This is a genomic window from Lentzea sp. NPDC020367 (assembly GCF_044387305.1).
In the GTDB taxonomy this organism is placed as follows: Bacteria; Actinomycetota; Actinomycetes; order Mycobacteriales; family Pseudonocardiaceae; genus Lentzea.
Window position 1 is genome coordinate 58220 of record NZ_JBIRVV010000005.1, and the last position, 16883, is coordinate 75102.

At 70.7% G+C, this 16883-nt stretch carries 17 protein-coding genes; 7 read left to right on the plus strand and 10 right to left on the minus strand.

Going from position 1 to position 16883, the window contains the following annotated elements:
- Positions 1-2: 2 nt before the first annotated feature.
- Positions 3-419, minus strand: a complete 417-nt coding sequence (locus ACH413_RS21990) for a SitI3 family protein (protein WP_360038183.1) — start codon at positions 417-419, stop codon at positions 3-5.
- 85 nt (positions 420-504) lie between these two features.
- Between ACH413_RS21990 and ACH413_RS21995 the strand changes: the two genes are divergently transcribed.
- Positions 505-1515, plus strand: a complete 1011-nt coding sequence (locus tag ACH413_RS21995) for a DUF2399 domain-containing protein (RefSeq protein ID WP_360038186.1) — start codon at positions 505-507, stop codon at positions 1513-1515.
- Here the strand turns inward: ACH413_RS21995 and ACH413_RS22000 are convergent.
- Positions 1504-1971 (minus strand): MarR family transcriptional regulator, encoded by a 468-nt coding sequence (locus ACH413_RS22000; protein WP_360037426.1) that lies wholly within the window; start codon positions 1969-1971, stop codon positions 1504-1506. The two genes, ACH413_RS21995 and ACH413_RS22000, sit on opposite strands and share 12 nt — an antisense overlap.
- Before the next feature lie 56 nt (positions 1972-2027).
- Between ACH413_RS22000 and ACH413_RS22005 the strand changes: the two genes are divergently transcribed.
- From ACH413_RS22005 to ACH413_RS22015, 3 genes are read left to right on the plus strand one after another with little or no spacing between them, the layout of a single operon-like run.
- Entirely contained in the window at positions 2028-3233 is a 1206-nt protein-coding gene (locus ACH413_RS22005) for an FAD-dependent monooxygenase (protein WP_360037428.1), read from the plus strand.
- On the plus strand, positions 3230-3994 hold the full coding sequence (locus ACH413_RS22010; protein ID WP_360037430.1) for an NmrA family NAD(P)-binding protein: 765 nt from the start codon (positions 3230-3232) through the stop codon (positions 3992-3994). Before ACH413_RS22005 ends, ACH413_RS22010 begins: the two co-directional genes overlap by 4 nt.
- Positions 3995-3999: 5 nt before the next feature.
- Positions 4000-5610 (plus strand): hypothetical protein, encoded by a 1611-nt coding sequence (locus tag ACH413_RS22015; protein ID WP_360037431.1) that lies wholly within the window; start codon positions 4000-4002, stop codon positions 5608-5610.
- Here the strand turns inward: ACH413_RS22015 and ACH413_RS22020 are convergent, their stop codons facing one another.
- The 7 genes from ACH413_RS22020 to ACH413_RS22050 are packed head-to-tail and all read right to left on the minus strand — an operon-like array spanning position 5611 to position 12838.
- Complete coding sequence (locus ACH413_RS22020; RefSeq protein ID WP_360037433.1) at positions 5611-6762, minus strand: hypothetical protein; 1152 nt, start codon at positions 6760-6762, stop codon at positions 5611-5613. It abuts the gene before it with no gap.
- A gap of 15 nt (positions 6763-6777) precedes the next feature.
- A complete protein-coding gene (locus ACH413_RS22025) occupies positions 6778-7086 on the minus strand; it encodes a WXG100 family type VII secretion target (RefSeq protein ID WP_360037434.1) in 309 nt (102 codons plus the stop codon).
- Entirely contained in the window at positions 7083-7562 is a 480-nt protein-coding gene (locus ACH413_RS22030) for a YbaB/EbfC family nucleoid-associated protein (RefSeq protein WP_360037436.1), read from the minus strand. The genes ACH413_RS22025 and ACH413_RS22030 overlap by 4 nt, the downstream gene beginning before the upstream one ends.
- A gap of 40 nt (positions 7563-7602) precedes the next feature.
- On the minus strand, positions 7603-8550 hold the full coding sequence (gene nudC / locus ACH413_RS22035; RefSeq protein ID WP_360037439.1) for an NAD(+) diphosphatase: 948 nt from the start codon (positions 8548-8550) through the stop codon (positions 7603-7605).
- Positions 8547-9935, minus strand: a complete 1389-nt coding sequence (locus ACH413_RS22040) for a pitrilysin family protein (RefSeq protein WP_360037442.1) — start codon at positions 9933-9935, stop codon at positions 8547-8549. The genes nudC and ACH413_RS22040 overlap by 4 nt, the downstream gene beginning before the upstream one ends.
- Positions 9932-11215, minus strand: coding sequence for a pitrilysin family protein (locus tag ACH413_RS22045; RefSeq protein ID WP_360037445.1), 1284 nt, complete (start codon positions 11213-11215; stop codon positions 9932-9934). Before ACH413_RS22045 ends, ACH413_RS22040 begins: the two co-directional genes overlap by 4 nt.
- 9 nt (positions 11216-11224) lie before the next feature.
- Positions 11225-12838: a DUF2207 domain-containing protein gene (locus ACH413_RS22050; protein WP_360037447.1), complete on the minus strand. Its 1614-nt coding sequence runs from the start codon at positions 12836-12838 to the stop codon at positions 11225-11227.
- A gap of 285 nt (positions 12839-13123) precedes the next feature.
- On the opposite strand from ACH413_RS22050, the gene ACH413_RS22055 reads away from it, so the two are divergent.
- The 3 genes from ACH413_RS22055 to ACH413_RS22065 all read left to right on the plus strand — a co-directional run bounded on the left by ACH413_RS22055 (position 13124) and on the right by ACH413_RS22065 (position 16400).
- Positions 13124-14158: a neutral zinc metallopeptidase gene (locus ACH413_RS22055; RefSeq protein ID WP_360037449.1), complete on the plus strand. Its 1035-nt coding sequence runs from the start codon at positions 13124-13126 to the stop codon at positions 14156-14158.
- A gap of 127 nt (positions 14159-14285) precedes the next feature.
- A complete protein-coding gene (locus ACH413_RS22060) occupies positions 14286-15494 on the plus strand; it encodes a neutral zinc metallopeptidase (protein WP_360037452.1) in 1209 nt (402 codons plus the stop codon).
- 12 nt (positions 15495-15506) lie between these two features.
- On the plus strand, positions 15507-16400 hold the full coding sequence (locus tag ACH413_RS22065) for a neutral zinc metallopeptidase (RefSeq protein ID WP_360037454.1): 894 nt from the start codon (positions 15507-15509) through the stop codon (positions 16398-16400).
- Here ACH413_RS22065 and ACH413_RS22070 read toward each other — a convergent pair.
- The gene (locus ACH413_RS22070) at positions 16397-16876 is read right to left on the minus strand and encodes a hypothetical protein (protein ID WP_360037457.1); all 480 of its coding nucleotides are present in this window, start codon (positions 16874-16876) and stop codon (positions 16397-16399) included. The two genes, ACH413_RS22065 and ACH413_RS22070, sit on opposite strands and share 4 nt — an antisense overlap.
- Positions 16877-16883 lie beyond the last annotated feature (7 nt).

Sequence of the window (16883 nt, forward strand, 5' to 3'; positions counted from 1 at the left end):
GGTTAGGAAGAGTCCGCTTCGGGACTCCCCCTGTCAAGGCCGGCCTCGCCCCTAGGCGAACTTCGGTGTGCCGCGGTGTTCAGGCTCAGCTCACCGGCGCGGCGGAGCAGCCACACGACCTCGTGGGTGAAGTGCAGCACCGCGTCTCCGGGAACCTCGTCGAGCAGCGCGACGGTCCGCCGGACCACGTCGTCGAGCCGCGCGGCGGTGTCGTTCTCCTTGTCCAGCCGGAACGCGACCCAGACCGTCGACGCGAACCCGAGGTCGGACTCCACGACGTTCCACGGACGGGGCTCGGTCCGGCCGACCCGCACCCACGTGCCCTGGCCGACCGCCACACCCTCCAGCAGCTGCCCCAGCGTGACCTCCGGATCGCCCGGCAACGCGGGCAGCCGGCGCGCGACCTGCTCCGGCGGCAGTGTGGTCGGACCTCCTCGTCACCGACGGTGCCCAGAACCGGCATCGGCGCAGAGCGAATCAGGAAACTAGGGTGGTGCCGTGAACATGGACTCTCCCGAGCTCGCCGAGTTCTGGCGTCTCGCCCGCGAGACGATGGAGGGCGGCGGCCGCTCCGCGTTCAGCTTCCGCGTGGAGGACGCCGGCACCGCCACCGTGCTGGGCGAGCTGTTGCGCAAGCCCGTCGCTCATCCGGCGCGCCGGCAGATCTCGCTGGCACGTCTGGACGAGCACGTTCGCGCGCACGGCAGCTCGTTGCCAGAGGTGCTGGAATCCGTGCACGGCAAGCCGATCGGCCTGTCGACGTCCCAGGAGTCCTCGACCGCGGACGCGGTGCTGAGGTTCGCGTTGCGCGAGCACGGGTTGTTGCAGGCTTCCTGGGCCACCGAGTGGATCGAGCACGTCCGCAGGTACGGCAAGATCCCGCAGCCCGCGCTGCCGATGATCGCGAACCAGGCCGCGTCGATCCTCGCGAAGCTGCACCCCGAACCGCGTCGCTGGACCACCCGGTTCGCCTTGGCGGGCAACGATCTCGACGACGGCCGCCCGCTCGCCCGCATCGTGCGGAAGGCGCTGGCGCTGGCCGGCACCGACTGGGAACGGTCCGGCGTGTTGCCCGACGCGTTCAGCAACCCCGTTCTCACCTCGCAGGGTTATCTGACGCTCAACGACTCGTTGGCGGCGCAGGAGATCACGGTCGTGCGCAGTCCGCGACTGCTCGAATCCGGTGTGCCCGGACCGTTGATGGTGCTCCCGGACGGCCTCACCTCGCAGGCTCGGCACCACCTCGACGGCAGGACCGTCCGGTGCCACAACGACTTCACGCCCGACGGCATCCGAGCCACCAACGAGATCCTCGCCTGGACCGGCGGCACCGCGTGGCGGATGTCGGCGGCCGACTACCGCGAGGCCGTCGCCACGCTGATCGCGCGCGGCGTGGAGCTGCCGACGTTGAACAGCAGGCCGGAGACCGCGAGCTGGGACCCCGACCTCGCCGAGACCATGGCCACCACGGGTCTGATGGTCACCGAGGAGCACGTCCTGCCGTCACTCCTCTGAGGGCGCGAACCGCTTCACGTCCCACCGCCCGTGGCCTTCCATCAGCTTGCGGCCGATCCGGCGCAGGTCGGCGAGGTCGCGCTCGCTCAGCAGCTCGGTGAACTCCTCGGCCAGCGTCTCCCGGTACACCCGCGCGGTCGTTCCCACGCAGGCCTCCTCGCCTTCGGGCGTGAGCACGGCGAGGACGAGCCGCCGGTTGTCCGCGGGCTGTTCCCTGACCACCCAGCCGCGCTTGACCAGCCGTTCGATCAGCCGCGTGACCCCGGACGGGCTGACGTCCAACAGCTCGACGAGCTCGGACATCTGCAGCCGCCCGCCGTTGTGGTGCAGCTGGTAGAGCGCCACGTGCTCCAGCAGCGAACACGCGGCCTCGGCCTCCATGCGCCGCCCGATCGCGGCCTTCACGGCGTCCACGCCCTGCTGCACGTACAGCCACGAGTAGATCGGCTCTGTCACCGCGTCAGTCTAAAACAAGTTTGACGACGTTACGTTTTCACGCTCAAATGTTGAGCATGAAAGCTTCAGACGTCACCGTCGTCGGCGCCGGACCGGTCGGCCTCCTGCTGGCGTGCGAACTGGCCCTGCAAGGCGTCCGCACCACCGTGCTGGAACGCCTGACCGCCCAGTCCGGCACCATCAAGGCCGGGATGATCAGCGGCCGCACCCACGAGATGCTCGCCATGCGCGGCTTCGGTCCCGCGATCGACGCCGCGAGCGCCGAGGAGGCCACCCGTCTCGCGTGGCCCGTCCGCCGCTCCACCGGTCACTTCGCCGGACTGTTCAAACTGGACGGTCTGCCGCTCGTGATGCTGTCCCAGCAAGCGTTGGAGCGCGTCCTCGAAGCCCGGGCCCTCGACCTGGACGTGCAGATCCGCCGCGGTGTCGAGGTGACCGGCCTGGACCTCGGTTCGGAGTACGTGATCGGCTGCGACGGCGGCCGCAGCACCGTTCGCAGGCTCGCCGGATTCGACTTCCCCGGCACCGGCCCGACCCTGACCGGCCACCAGGCGATCGTCGACCTCGACGGCGACCTGCCGAACGGCTGGCACCGCACAGCGACCGGCGTGTACGCGTCCGGCCCGCTCGAGGGCCGGATCATGCTCATCGAGTACGACGGCCCACCGGCGACCCGCGAGGTCAGCCGCGACACCCTGGAAGCCGCGCTGCGCCGGGTGAGCGGCCACGACGTCCGGATCAGGCACGTCCACACCGCCACCGTCTGGACCGACAACACCCGCCAGGCCACGACCTACCGCCGCGGCGACGTCCTGCTGGCAGGCGACGCCGCGCACGTCCACTCGCCGTTCGGCGGCCAGGGCCTCAACCTGGGCCTGCAGGACGCCTTCAACCTGGGCTGGAAACTCGCCACCGGCGACTCGGCCCTGATCGACACCTACACCGCCGAACGCCACCCGGTCGCCGACCGCGTCCTGCGCAACACCCTGACCCAGGTCGCCCTGACCCGCCCGGACCCGCGGTCGCGCGAACTCCACTCGCTCGTCAGCGACCTGCTCGACCTGCCGGAGGTCAAAGCCCGGATCTCCGCGATGGTCCAGGGCACCGACATCCGCTACGAGACCGGTTGCGACCACCCGCTGGCAGGCACGTTCGTCCCGGGCCTGGACCTGTCCGCGGGCAAGGGAATCACCACCGTGCTGGACGGCCTGGACACCACCGTCCGCCCGGACAGCCACATCTCCTGGATCGGCCCCCGATGAGGATCACCGTCACCGGAGCCACCGGCACCCAGGGCGGCGCGGTGGCCCGCCTGCTGACCGAGCGCGGCCACGAAGTGCGCCGCATGACCCGCGAACCCAGCCGCCCCAACGACGTCCGCGGCGACTTCGACGACCCGGACTCGCTGCACGCGGCGTTCGCGGACTCCGACGGTGTCTTCCTGATGACCCCGTTGAGCGGCCCGGCCGAAGTGGCGCAAGGCAAAGCCGCCGTCGACGCCGCGAAGCACGTCCCGCACGTCGTCTTCACCTCGGCCACCAACGCCGATCGCGGCACCGGCATCCCGCACTTCGACACGAAAGCGGAGATCGAACGCCACCTGGCCGCCCACCATCCACACTGGACGGTCCTGGGCCCGGCCGCGTTCATGGGCGCGGACGGGCAGGTCGCCCTGCCGATCCCCGCCTGGCTGAAGTTGCACGTGGTCGCACCGGAGGACATCGCCGCGATGGCCGCGATGGCGTTCGAACAACCGGCCCGCTTCCACAACCGTCGCATCGACATCGCGAGCGACCACCTCACGGGCCCCGAAATGGCCGCGTTGCGGGGCACCGAGTTCGTCGAGGTCCCGATGGCCAGGGCGGAGAAGTACTCCACCGATCTCGCCGCGATGTTCCGCCACTTCACCGAGATCGGCCTCGACCTGGACGTGCCCGCGCTGCACGCCGAGTTCCCCGAGGTCGGCTGGCACTCCTACGCGGCCTGGCTCACCCGCGCGAGGACACCTCAGCTGCCAAGATGAGGCCCATGAAGCCGCACCACTGGCCATTCGTCGCGCTGGGCGTGTCAGCGGTCGCCGCGATCACGTTCGTGATCGTCCTGGGCAGCAAGTCGCCGGCGATCAACATGCCGATCATGGTCGGGGTCCCGTTCGTCGCGACCTGGCTCACGCATCTGGTGTCGAAGCGCGCGCCGGGCATGGTGCGGTTCGAGTTCCGCGTCGAGCAGAAGCCCAGCTGGTACGCCGACGCCGTCGACGTCACGAGCAACGGCCTGGAGATCATGGCGGTGTCCGGCGGCGGACGGCTGGACTCCTCCGGACCGGCGAAGGTGTCCTACGCGTTCAACGACCTCCTCGGCATCAGCACCAGAGCCGCGGTGCCCGGCGAGCGGCCGTGGATCACGCTGACCGACGGCCGCAGCCTGCCCGTGCCACAAGGCGAGGTCGTGGTGCTGCGGACCACGAGGGGCGAACAGGTGCTGCCGGTCGAAGAGCCGCAGAAGTTCGTCTCCCTGGTGCGGTCCAAGGTCTCGGGCCTGGCCGAGGTCCACTCCGGCGCCACCGTCGTCTCCGAGACCACCGAGGTCGGAGAAGCTCCCCCTGTTCCCGGCCCCCGGACCACCCCGGTGCAGGGACCTCCCGTGGCGCTCACCGGACCGTCGCTCGCGGTGCGGTGGCTGGCCGGTGCGGCGCTCGCACTGGCCGGAACCGTGGTGCTGCCGGTGGTCGTGCTGTTCCTGACGCCCGGCGAGACGTGGCCGGCGATGGCGTTCGCGGGCGTCGCGGGCGTGGTGTGGGTGCTGAACCGGAACGTGCCTCGGGTGTGGGGACGGGTCGCGTTCCTCGCTGTGCCGATCAGCGTGTTCTGGTTGATCGGCCGCGGCGGTTTCGGGTGGATTCCCGTGCTGCTGGTGCTGTGCCCGCTGCTGGGTCACCTCGGCGCGCGGCTGTTCCGGCTGGGGGCCGATCTCGGTCGCGGTGTCGAGGTGTGCGTGCCGCTGCGCAACGGCGCGTCGTTGTACGTGCAGCGGGATCGTCTGGTGCACAAGCTGAACAAGTCGCACGACGGCGGCGTCCACCCGCAGGCGCTGTGGCTGGGCGACCTCACCCTGGTGCAACCGGGCACGTCGCCCGGCCTGCAACAGTGGCCGGTGCCCGGCGGCATCACGCTGGCCGTCGGCAGGAGTCCGATGCTGCGGCTGGTGGCGGGACCGCAGCAGTGGATCCTGCCGGTGGAGCAGGCCGGTGAGCTCGCCGAACTGATCAGGTCACGTCAGTCCGCACCGGCACCGCCGACGCGTCTGTCCCTCGAGGAGTGGCGTGCACTGCGCCAGTGGGCCGTGCGGCGGACGACCGGGACGGACAGGGGCAACTACAAGACCGTCGGCATCGGGTGGCGGCTGCTCCTCGCTTCCGTCACCGGCAGCTTCGCCTGGATGTTCCTCGGCATCGGCCGCGTGGTGTGGGTCGGCAGCCTGATCGCGGGGCTGCTGACCGCAGGACTGCTGGCCGACTGGTGGCGAGTGCGCGGGCGGATGCGGCTGGCCGAGCACAACGTGCTGCCGCCGGGCAGCCCGGCCTGGGGCGAGATCCGTGCGGATCACGCCCCGTTCCCCGGCTGGCAGCCCTGGCGGTAGCTACTTCTTCGGCGGTGGAGGCGGCGGGTCCGGCAGGTCGAGGTGCCCGACCATCCGCGGCGGGTTCGCCGAGGACTTGACCCGGTAGTCGCTGTCGTGCGGGTCGTTGACGTTGTTCGGCCCGATCTCACTGGGGACCGTGGTCCACCTGCCTGCCCGTTCGGACCTGAACCCCGGCTCGTACGGGTTCCCCGGGATGTTGGCCTGTGCGGTCGACCCGTCGGGCGTCGTGTGGGTGTGCCCCTGGGTGTTCGACCCGGAGGTGTACTGGCCGTCCGGCGACGTGCCGGTGCCCCAGGTCTGGTGGAGCCCGTCGTGCCTCGTCTTCATCCCGCCGACCGCGCCGCCGACGCTGCCGGAGACAGCGCCGGACACGGCCCCGCTCACGAAGTCGCCAGGGCTGACCTTGCCGTGCGCGACGTTGTTCAGGATGTTGCCGGCCGCGCCCGAGACGGCCCCTTCGACCGCGCCACGTCCGGCAGCCTGAGCGAAGTTGCTGGTCGTGGTGCCGAGCGCGCTGCTGCCGACACCGACCGCTCCCGACGCGACACCGGCGGCGACGCCCGCGATGCCCGCGTCGACCGTCTTGCCGACGTCCCACGACTTCCGGTCACCCTTGGCGAACTGGACGCCCTGGATGAACGCGTCGACACCGACGTTGATCGCGACGTTGATGAGGATCTGCTTGACCAGCTGCTGGAAGACCATCTGGACCGTGATCCGGGTCGCCGCCTGCGCGATCGGGATGCCCGCGGTCGACGTGCCGAACGTGGCCACCGCCGAGGCGATCATCGCGGCGATCTGGATGGCCAGGATGATCAGAGCCAGGATGATGCTGTACTTGGTGTACTCGATGCCGAGCGCCGCCTTGTCGCAGCCCGCGGCGAGATCCGTGCAGATCTGCTGCAGGTTGACCAGGTAGGCATCGCCCTCGGTGTACTTCTTCCAGTACTCCTCGAACTTCTCCGCGGTCTGGCCGCTCATGCAGCCCAGTGCGGCCGTCGACGCGTTGTTGCCGTCGCCGAGCACTTCCTCGACGGACTTCGCGGCGGCCGTCCACGCGTCCCGCATGACGCGCAGCTTCTCCTCGTCGCCCTCTGGCCAGTTCGCGCCGACCACGATCGGCATGAGCCACTGAACGGACTCCGGCATCTCCATTCCCACGGCTCACCTACCCCCTAGCGACTTGCGGTTGGCCTGGTCAGCGGCTTCCCAGGTGTCAGCGGAGGCGTCGAGGCCGTCGCGGATCGAGTGGATGCCCTCGGTGAGCGCCGGGAACGCCTGGCGGGCCTGGTCGGCGATGGGCAGGTAGGAGCCGGCGAACTCCTTGCCCGCGTCGTCGCCGCCCCAGCAGCCGTTGTTGGCGTCGAGGACGCCCCGCAGCGTCTCCCAGGCGGTCTGCAGCTTGTCACCCGCCGCCGAGAACTTCGGCGACTGCGAGCGCAGCGCCGTCGGGTCCACCTCGAAGCCGGTCACCAGTTGCTCCCGCGGCGGTCCATGAAGGACTCCGGCGGCTCGTCGTCGTTCCGCGGTGCCTGCGGTGCCGGCGGCACGACCGGCGGCGGAGCCGGGATGAGGTCCTTGATCGACGGCATGCCGGGGAAGAAGTCGGGCAGGTCGGGAAGGCCCTCGGTGAACGGGGTGAGCACGGCGTCGGCCTGCGCTCGGGCGTTGAGGGCGGCCTGCTGGATCGTCGCAACGACGCTCTGGCCGAGCTTCTCCGGTGTGCTGCGGTCGAACGCGGCCGGGGCGAAGGTGACGCCGGTGACGATGCCACCGGCGTTGACCGTCACCTCGACCAGGCCGTCGGGCGAACTCGCGCGGCCGACCTTGGACATCGCCTCGGCCTGCGCCTGCTTCAGTTGGGCGGTCTGCTGTTCGAGGCTTGCCAGCATCGAGTCGACCTGGCCGCGCAGAGCGGCGTTGCGCGCCTCGAGCTCCGGATTGGTCATGCGTAGACCGAACCGGAACAGGCCGATCGGCGCAACCCCACTACACCGAGCGCGACCAGCTCTGCAGCATCCGGAACGCGATCGACGCGCCACCGGCGAGCCCGAGGCCGGGAACGCTGCCCGGTTCGTCGATCGCCTTGCGCACGTCGGACCGCGAGACCCACTTGGCCTCGGCGATCTCGCCTTCGGCCAGCCGCAGCGGTTCGGCGGGGTCTGCCACGGCCTCGAACCCGATCATCAACGACCGGGGGAACGGCCACGGCTGCGACCCGAGGTACCGGATGTCGCGGACCGCGACGCCGACCTCCTCGGAGATCTCCCGCGCCACACAGGCTTCGAGCGACTCGCCGGCCTCGACGAACCCGGCCAGCACGGAGAACCGGCCTTCCGGCCACTCCGGACCGCGGGCGACGAGCACCTGGTCCGCGCCGTCGTGCACGAGACAGATCACCGCGGCGTCGGTGCGCGGGTACTCCTCCCGCTCACAACCGGAGCAGACCGAGGTCCAGCCGGACTTCTCCAGCACCGTCCTGGCGCCGCACTTGGCGCAGTACTTGCCGAGCCGGTGCCACTGGAACAACGCGGCGGCCGTCGTGAAGAGACCGGCCGACGTGTCGTCCAGGGTGGCGCCGGCCTGCCTGAGGTCCAGCCACTGCGGCTCGTCCGTGAGCTCCGGCGGGCCCCAGACACGGGTGGCGGGGACCTCGCCCTCCTCCACGGCGGGCATCAGCACGGCGAACCAGGCCACGCCGTCCTGCTGACCCAGCAGGACGGCGTTCACGGGCGGCTGGTCGCCGAACTCGAGAGCCGGGCGGTCGACCACCCGCGTGCCGCGATCGGCGACCAGCGTGCGGCCGCGCGTGTCCACGACGAGCATCCGTGCCTTGGGCCAGAGCGCGGCGAGCTTCTCCTCGTCGCCGCGCAACGGCTCGCACCGGTCGACCCCGAACCGCGACAGCGCGGGCAGACCGACTAGTTCGAAACTCACTGGAACGAGACCCCACCCAGTGCGGAGAGCTTCGGCTTGAGCTGGTCGGCGTCACCGACGAGCACGCCGGTGAAGTTGCCCGGCGCGAAGAACTCCAGCGCGGCCGCGGCCACCTGCTCCGGCGTGACGGCCGCGAGGCGCTGCGGGTGCGCGACCAGCCAGTCGAGGCCGAGGCCCAGGCCGACGAGGTTCACCAGGAACGACGCCAGGCCGGACTGCGAGGACGTCGACGTCAGCAGCGTGCCGACGGCGTAGCTGCGCGCGGTGTCCACTTCGGACTCCGACGGCGGCACGAGGCCCAGCCGCGCCAGTTCGTACCGGGTCTCCAGCAGCGCCGCGGCCGTGACGTCGGACGCCGTGTCGGCGTCGATCAGCAGCGTCGCGCCGTGCACGGTGAACTCGGGGTGCGAACGGGCGCTGTAGGTGTAGCCCTTGTCCTCGCGGATGTTCTCGACCAGCCGCGACGAGAAGAACCCGCCGTAGACCAGGTTCGCGAGCTGCAGCGCCGGGTAGCGCTCGTCAGTGCGCGGGATCGCCTGTGCGGCAAGGCGGATCTGCGACTGCACGGCACCGGCGCGGTGCACGAGCACCACGTCGCCACCGGACACCGCGGGCAGCGGCGGCAGCTGGACGGCCTCGCCGTCGCCCTGCCACGCCTCCAGGGCCTCGCCGATCTGGGCCACGGCGGCAGCCGGGTCGACGTCGCCGACGACGACCAGCACGGAACCGCGCGGCAGCAGACCCTTGCCGTGCAACGCCACCACGTCTTCGCGGGAGACGGTGGCGACCTCGTCGGCCTCCGGCATCTCCTTGGCGTACGGGTGGTCGCCGTACAGGATCTTCTGCAACGCCTCACGCGCGATGACGCTCGGCTGCGACCGGGCGATCGAGATGCGCTCGACGAGACGGGCGCGCTCGCGCTCCACCTCGTCCGCCGGGTACGAGGCGTTCGTCAGGACGTCCGCCAGCACCTCCAGCACGGTGCCGAGGCCGCTGGCCAGCGCGTTGCCGGTGAAGCTCAGGCGCTCCGGGTCGACCACGGCGTCGAGCTCGCCGCCGACCAGCGCCAGCTCGGTGTCGATCTGCACGCGCGAACGCTTCTCGGTGCCCGTCAGCACGGTGTTCGCGAGGATCTCGGCCACGGCGGAGTGCTGGGAACCGACGCTCGTGCCGGCCGGGTCCGCGAACGGGACGCGCAGCCGCACCTCGACCATCGGCACCGTGGCGCGCTGAACGGCGATGACCCGCAGGCCGTTCGGCAGCGTGGTGTCCACAGTGGACAGCTCGGCGGACACCTTCTGCGAGCCCAGTTCCGGCAGCGGACGCGGGCCGGTGGCGGTGCGTCCGATCTCCTCGGCGGTTCGGTGGGTCTTGGCCGAGGTCACTGGGCTCCTCCGGTGGGCTTGACGAAGAGAAGGGCGCGGGAGTCGGGACGCAGCGCCTTGGCGGCGGCCGACACCTCGTCCACGGTCACCGAGGCGATCCGCTCGGGCAGTTCGTAGATCAGCTCGGCGCGGCCGAACAGCAGCTCCGCGGAGCCGAGGCCCAGCGTGCGGTTCGTGAGCCGGTCGTGCTCCTTGTGCATGGTCGACGCCCAGCGGGCGGTGACCTTCGCGAGCTCCTCGGCCGACGGCGGTTCCTGCGCGAGCTTCTGCAGTTCCTCGTCGATGGCCGCGACGACCTGGTCGGCGGAGACCTCGGCGGCGTGGATCGCGGTGATGCTGAACGTGTCCGGGTCGCGGGCTTCGAGCGGCCCGAACAGGCCGCAGCCGGCGTTCAGGTCGATCACGATGCCCTCGCGGTGCACGAGACGCTGCTGCAGGCGCGAGCCGTCGCCGTCCGCCAGCACGCCGGCGAGCACGAGGTAGGAGAGGTAGCCGTCGATGTCGGTGACCGGGTCCGGCACGCGGTAGCCGATCGCGATCGCGGGCAGCGGGGCCAGCGCGTCGCCGTGCTCGTGCCGCACCTCACCCTGCGGGCCGGGCTCCGCGAACGAGGGACGCTCCGGGCGCGGCCGCGCGGGCACGTCGCCGAAGTGCTTCTCCACCAACGTCTTCGTGGTCTCGACGTCGAGGTCGCCCGCCACCGTCAGCACCGCGTTCGCCGGGCTGTAGTAGGTGTCGAAGAACTCCGCGCAGTCGTCGACCGTCGCGCTCTCCAGGTCGACGAAGTCGCCGTAGCCGTTGTGCGCGTTGGCGAACGTGGTGAACAGCACCGCGGGCAGGAGGATCCAGGGGAACCCGCCGTACGGGCGGTTCAGCACGTTGAGCCGGATCTCCTCCTTCACCACGTCGATCTGGTTGCGGAGGTTCTCGTCGGTGAGCTTCGGGGCGCGCATGCGGTCCGCTTCGAGGAACAGCGCCCGCTCCAGCGCCGCGCTCGGCAGCACCTGGTAGTAGTCGGTGTAGTCGGGGTGCGTGGACCCGTTGAACGTGCCGCCCGACGACTGCACGTGCCGGAAGTGGGCCAGCTTCTCCAGGCTCTCGCTGCCCTGGAACATCAGATGCTCGAAGAGGTGCGCGAACCCGGTGCGCCCCTCGGGCTCGGAGCGGAAGCCGACGTCGTAGTGCACGCTGACGCCAACGACCGGTGCGCTGGCGTCGGGGGCGAGCACCACCCGCAGGCCGTTGGGCAACGTGAACCTGTGCAGTTCGGGTGAGGCCATGGCGCAAGACTACGGGTTCGGCGTCCGGAGCGATCGCAGGTGGCCCGCCTGGGCGAGCACGCCGTCGAGGGCCCCCAGGAACGCGGGGAAGCTGCGCCTGAAGTCGGAGGCGTTGCCGTACCAATAGAGGTCCTGCTGGCCGAACGTCGTGAGCCAGCGCTCGGTCTCGCCGAGCACCACCGCGTACGGCAGGGACCGGGAGAACACCAGTTCGCGGTCGGCCTCGGGCACGTCCTCCGGCCTCACGCCGTGGAGGTAGCCGCGCAGGCCGCGGACGTGCTCCAGCAACTCGCTGCCGCGCTTGGTGCGGGCGGGCATCGACCGGGCGCCGAACGCCAGCGCGACACCACCCACGGCGACGACGAGCCCGAACAGCGCGTTGCCGATCGTCAGCGCCAGCACGACCGTGGCCGCCACGCCCAGCACGGCGATCACGATCCCGGCCCACCAGAACAGGTTCCGCTCGGCGTCCGGGCGGCGCACGAACCAGCGCTTCTCCACGACGTCCGCGTAGAGCCGGTCGCGAACCAGTGCGAGATCGATCTGCCGGCCGCGCAGCTCCGACACGCTCACCGCGTCCACGCCCTGTGGCAGAAGGGCTTCGCAGACGGCCTTCTCGTAACCGGACAACGAGTCGTCGACCGGGTTGCGGCGCACGATCTGCCAGTCGTGGCCTTCTACTTCGGTGATCCACAGGTAGTTGCGGACGGCGAGGTCGATGACCGTGGCGGTCACGTCGACCACGTCCACGTGCTCGTCGACGACCGTGCCGACCTGGCCGGGCAGCACGCCGTCGGGCGAGGCGAACGCGACCCTGCCGCCCTGGTCGCGGACCAGCACGGTGACCGCGCCGACCTCGCTCGCGAGCGCCGCGGCGTCCCGGCCGCGCAGGTACCAGAGCAGGGCGACACCGCCGAGCAGCAACACGAGCAGGCCGCCGAGCGCGGCGCCGCTGACCGGCGTCAGCGCGAACGCGGCCGCCAGGCCGGACTGCTCGACCACGACGGCGTTGGGCGGCACGACCCCCGCGGACAGTCCGATCGCGACGTCGACGCGTTCGCCGGCGCCGAGCTTGATCTCCTGCGCGCGCACGCCCTTGCCGTCCGCGAGGTCGGCGCTGGTGCACGGCTGGGACGAGCCGACGGGGCCCGCGAGGCAGTTGACCGACGTCGGGGAGTCGGGTGCGGAGAAGGAGACGGCGACCTTGTCCAGTTCGGTGTCCCAGCCGCCCGCGACCTGCCAGCGGACCTCCAGCGCGTCACCGACGGGGGCGACCGCGCCGACGACCGTGTAGGTCAGGACGGACTGGCCGCCTTCGAGCGTGACGGAGAAGCTGTCGTCGTCGGTGGAGGTGCTGCCCTTGCCGTCGATCTTGGCGTCGGTGACCTGGTACTGGCGCTCCAGGTCGTTGCCGACCGCGAGTCGCAAGGGGACGGTCCGCTTGACGGTCTTGCCGTCGGGCACCTGGACGGTCTCGGTGACGGAGAGCCTGGCGTCGCGCTCCAGCTTCATCCGCACCTCGGTGCTGACGGTGCCGGGAAGCGGCTGCGCGAGCGCGCCGGCAGCCGTGGTGGACGTCAGCGCGACGGCGACGAAGATCGCCGCTCCCCAGTTCTTCAACACGGCTGCGGACAATAGCGGAGTCCTCATATGCTCCGGCGGACTTTCGTACAGACGCCATCTGGGGGATCTTCGGCGATGACGCAACCACCGCCACCGGGCACTTGGCCGCCGCCACGCCCGGTGGGCCCACCTCCCGTGCCCGCCCCACCGCCGTACGGGCCGCCGATGCCTCCTCGCCCAGTTCACGGACCTCCGCACGGCATGCGCCCGCCCCCGCCGTACAGCCCGCCTCCCGGACGCGCACCACTCCCGCCGCCCCGCCCGATGATGCCGCCGCGTCCGGTCATGCCAGGGCCGCAACCGGGCTGGGGCCCGCCTCCTCCCGGCTACGGGCCGTACCCGGGAATGCCGCCGCGCAAGAACAACGGCCCCGTCGTGGCGCTCGTGCTGGGCGGTGTGGTGATCCTCGGCCTCGGCGCGATCGGCGTCTTCGCGGCGACCCTGAACAACAAGGCGAAGGACACGGGCTACTCGGCGTACACGACGTACAGCCCGACCTACTCCTACACAAGGACGACCACGACAGAGACCACCACGACGACGACAGCGTCCACACGGACATCGTCGACGCGGACGTCGAGCACGCAGCAGACCCCGGTCGGCCCGAAGGCGATCTACAAGCTCGCCGACCACCCGATCTTCGCCACCGGGATCGGCGCGAACGACTTCGCCTCGTGCCCGTTGCCGCAGATGAACTACAACCCCGCGGGCGAGGAGCGGTTCCTCTCGGCCGCGCTGCCGTGCATCGAGAAGGCCTGGCAGCCGGCGTTGAAGGCGGCCAACCTGCCGTACCAGCCGGCCGAGCTCCAGGTGTTCACGGGAAGCGTGCAGACGCCGTGCGGTTCGCGCCAGGCCAACTCGACGGCGATGTTCTGCCGCGGGGTCATCTACTGGCCCGGCGACTTCTACTCGAACGAGGGCGGCTCGACGGTCCGGCACCCCGGCGTCTACCTGGGCCAGCTCAGTCACGAGTACGGCCACCACATCCAGTGGCTGACCGGCATGATGCGCGCCTCCGACCAGGCCCAGTACGACGTGGGCGGGTTCGACACGCCGAAGGGCCTCGAGCTCAACCGGAGGCTGGAACTGCAGGCCACCTGCCTGGGCGGCATGACGCTCGCGCCGTTCTCGCACAAGAACGTCGTGCCGATCGAGGTCGTGAACACCGGCTTGAGCGATTCCAGCAAGCGCGGCGACTACGACCGCAGGCCTGATCACGGCAGCGCGCCCAACAACGAGCGTTGGGTGATGCACGGCCACAAGCAGAACGACATCAAGGCGTGCAACACCTGGGCGGCGAGCTCAGGGGACGTCTCATGAACCGATCCCCCCGCCCACGCGTCTCAAGTACGTGGGTGGGCCGTGTTAGCCCGGTCGGGGGACGCGCGATCTCGGTCCGCCTATGCTCGTACCCGACCCAGGATGACCATTGGGGGGACCTCAGGCGATGACGCAACCACCGCCGGGCACCTGGCCGCCACCGCGCCCGGTCGGCCCGCCGCCGATGCCCGCACCGCTCGGACAGCGTCCGCCGCAAGGCCCACCGCCGCCCTACGGCCCGCCACCACCGCAGGGCCCGCCGCCCGGCTACTACGGCCCGCCGCCACCCGGCCCGGTCATGCCGCCGCCGCAGCCGTCGTGGGGCCCGCCGCCGCCCGGCTACGGGCCGTATCCGGGGATGCCGCCGCGCCGCAAGAGCAACGGCCCGATGATCGCCCTGATCCTGGGCGGCGTCGTGATCCTCGGCCTGGGCGCGATCGGCGTCTTCGCGGCGACCCTGAACAACAAGGTGAAGGACACGGGCTACTCGGCGTACACGACGCAGAGCCCGACGTTCACCGTCCCGACCACGACGGACACACCGACGGAGACGTCCGCCCCGACGCGCTCGTCCACGTCCCGCACGCCTTCGGCCCCAGCGACCCCGGCGGGTCCGAAGGCCGTCTACGCGCTGGCGGACCACCCGTTCCTCAAGCCGGGCTTCGGCGCGAACACCATCTCGGGCTGCAACCTCCCCGCGATGGACTACTCGCCGGCGGGCCAGGACCGGTTCCTGCGCGCGGCACTCCCGTGCATCGAGAGCATGTGGAAGCCGGCGCTGCAGGCCGCGAACCTGCCGTACCAGCCCGTTGAGCTGCACATCGTCACCGAGTCCGTGCAGTACCCGTGCGGCACCGTCCGCCCGGACCAGACGGCGCGGTACTGCCAGGGCGGCATCTACTGGACGGCGAACGCCTACGCCGCCGAACGCAACCCGAACAACCCGAACCACCCCGGCAAGTACCTGGGCCAGCTCGCCCACGAGTACGGCCACCACATCCAGTGGCTCACCGGAATGCTGAAAGCCTCGGACCGCGCGCAGTACGACGCGGGCGGATGGGATACTCCGAAGGGCCTCGACCTGAACCGCCGGATGGAGCTGCAAGCCACCTGCTTCGGCGGCATGTCGCTGGCCCCTTTGTCCCACGGCGCGATACCGATAGACGTGATCCGGGTGGCCCTGACCGACGCGGGCAACCGGGGCGACTACGACATCTACCCGACGAAGGACCACGGCACACCGGAGAACAACGCGTCCTGGGTCGACCGGGGCTACAAGTCCAACAAGGCTTCAGAGTGCAACACCTGGGCAGCCGACCCGGGTTCTGTCTCCTAGGAAGGGGAGAACGTGACCCAACCAGCCAAGAACAACCCGGTCGTGCTCGCGGGAGTGTTCGTGCTGGTGGTCGCGTTCGTCCTGGGAATCGGTCAACTGAGTCGCCCGAGACTGGTGACGGGCCACGCCCTGGCGGGTTCGCGCCCGGCCACGTCGCCGTCGACAGAACCGTCGACCCCGATCCGGCCGCGGGCGGTCTACCGCCTGGCCGACCACCCGTTCCTGGTCAAGCCGGTCGCGCTCCCCCAGGTGACCTGCACGATGCCACCCTTCGGCGTCGCGGACGGGGAACTGGCCGCCTACTACGCGGCGGGCGTCGCGTGCCTGGACACCGCCTGGGGCCCGCTGCTCACGACGGCGAACCTGCCGTTCGACAAGCCGGCCCTCGACGCCTCACCAGAACTGAAGGACGGCCCGTGCGGCGCCGCCCCGGAATCGGACCACGCGGTGGCCTACTACTGCGGCCGCAACCGCACGATCTACATGCCCACGGCCCGCCTGCGCGACAACGGCGGCGGCGACGCCCCAGCCACCCACCTGGCCACGCTCGCACACGAGTACGGCCACCACGTCCAGGCACTGACGGGCCTGCTGCGGGCGGCGGACCTGAAGATCACCGACGCGGGCGAGAAGTCCCCGGCGGGCCTGGAGATGTCCCGCCGAATCGAACTGCAGGCGAACTGCTTCGCGGGCATGTTCCTGACCTCGGCCGCCGGACGGGGCTCCGTAACGGCGAGCCTCGCGCGTCAGGCGCAGGAGGACTTCCAGTTCGCCGTCGAGGAGAAGCCCGAGAACAACGCACACGGCTCCGCCAAGAACCAGGCGCAGTGGGCGGCCGCGGGCTTCAAGGCGAACTCGACGGACGCCTGCAACACCTTCGCGGCGCCCGCGACCGAGGTCGGCTAACTCAGGTAGGTCTGCTCGTCGACGTGACGCGTGGGCGTTCCCAGGAACACCTTCGCGTCGCTCGGCGATCCGTAGACGAGGTTCAACGTGGTCAGCTCGTAGCTCCACTCGCCGCAACAGCCGCCCGACCACCGGTGGTTGATCTGCCAGCGGACCCACTCACCGCGCGCCAGCCGGACCGGTGAGGGCCTGATCCACCGTCGTGGTGCCGCGCGCAGGGTGTCCTGCAGCTGCACGGACAGCACTTCGTCGTCCTCGCGAAGGGTGAGCGCGATCCGGTCGATCTCGCTGCTCTCCTTCGACCAGTGAGGCTCGAAGTCGTACCGCTCCCCCAGCCGCACCTCGTGCACGGCGGGCATCAGGTGCGGCAACGCGAACCCGACCGGCGCGGCGTTGCGCCGGGTCGCCCCGGGCTGACCACGGGACTTCTTGGTCCACTCGGTCTTCACCCACTGCACCACCACGTCGACGTCCACGCGCCGA

Coding starts and splice junctions, on each gene's coding strand:
- ACH413_RS22045 (WP_360037445.1), bottom strand. CDS start 11,215: ATGGCCTCACCCGAACTGCACAGGTTCACGTTGCCCAACGGCCTGCGG.
- ACH413_RS21995 (WP_360038186.1), top strand. CDS start 505: ATGGACTCTCCCGAGCTCGCCGAGTTCTGGCGTCTCGCCCGCGAGACG.
- ACH413_RS22030 (WP_360037436.1), bottom strand. CDS start 7,562: ATGACCAATCCGGAGCTCGAGGCGCGCAACGCCGCTCTGCGCGGCCAG.
- ACH413_RS22015 (WP_360037431.1), top strand. CDS start 4,000: ATGAAGCCGCACCACTGGCCATTCGTCGCGCTGGGCGTGTCAGCGGTC.
- ACH413_RS22020 (WP_360037433.1), bottom strand. CDS start 6,762: ATGCCGGAGTCCGTTCAGTGGCTCATGCCGATCGTGGTCGGCGCGAAC.
- ACH413_RS22055 (WP_360037449.1), top strand. CDS start 13,124: ATGCCAGGGCCGCAACCGGGCTGGGGCCCGCCTCCTCCCGGCTACGGG.
- ACH413_RS22010 (WP_360037430.1), top strand. CDS start 3,230: ATGAGGATCACCGTCACCGGAGCCACCGGCACCCAGGGCGGCGCGGTG.
- ACH413_RS22005 (WP_360037428.1), top strand. CDS start 2,028: ATGAAAGCTTCAGACGTCACCGTCGTCGGCGCCGGACCGGTCGGCCTC.
- ACH413_RS22060 (WP_360037452.1), top strand. CDS start 14,286: ATGACGCAACCACCGCCGGGCACCTGGCCGCCACCGCGCCCGGTCGGC.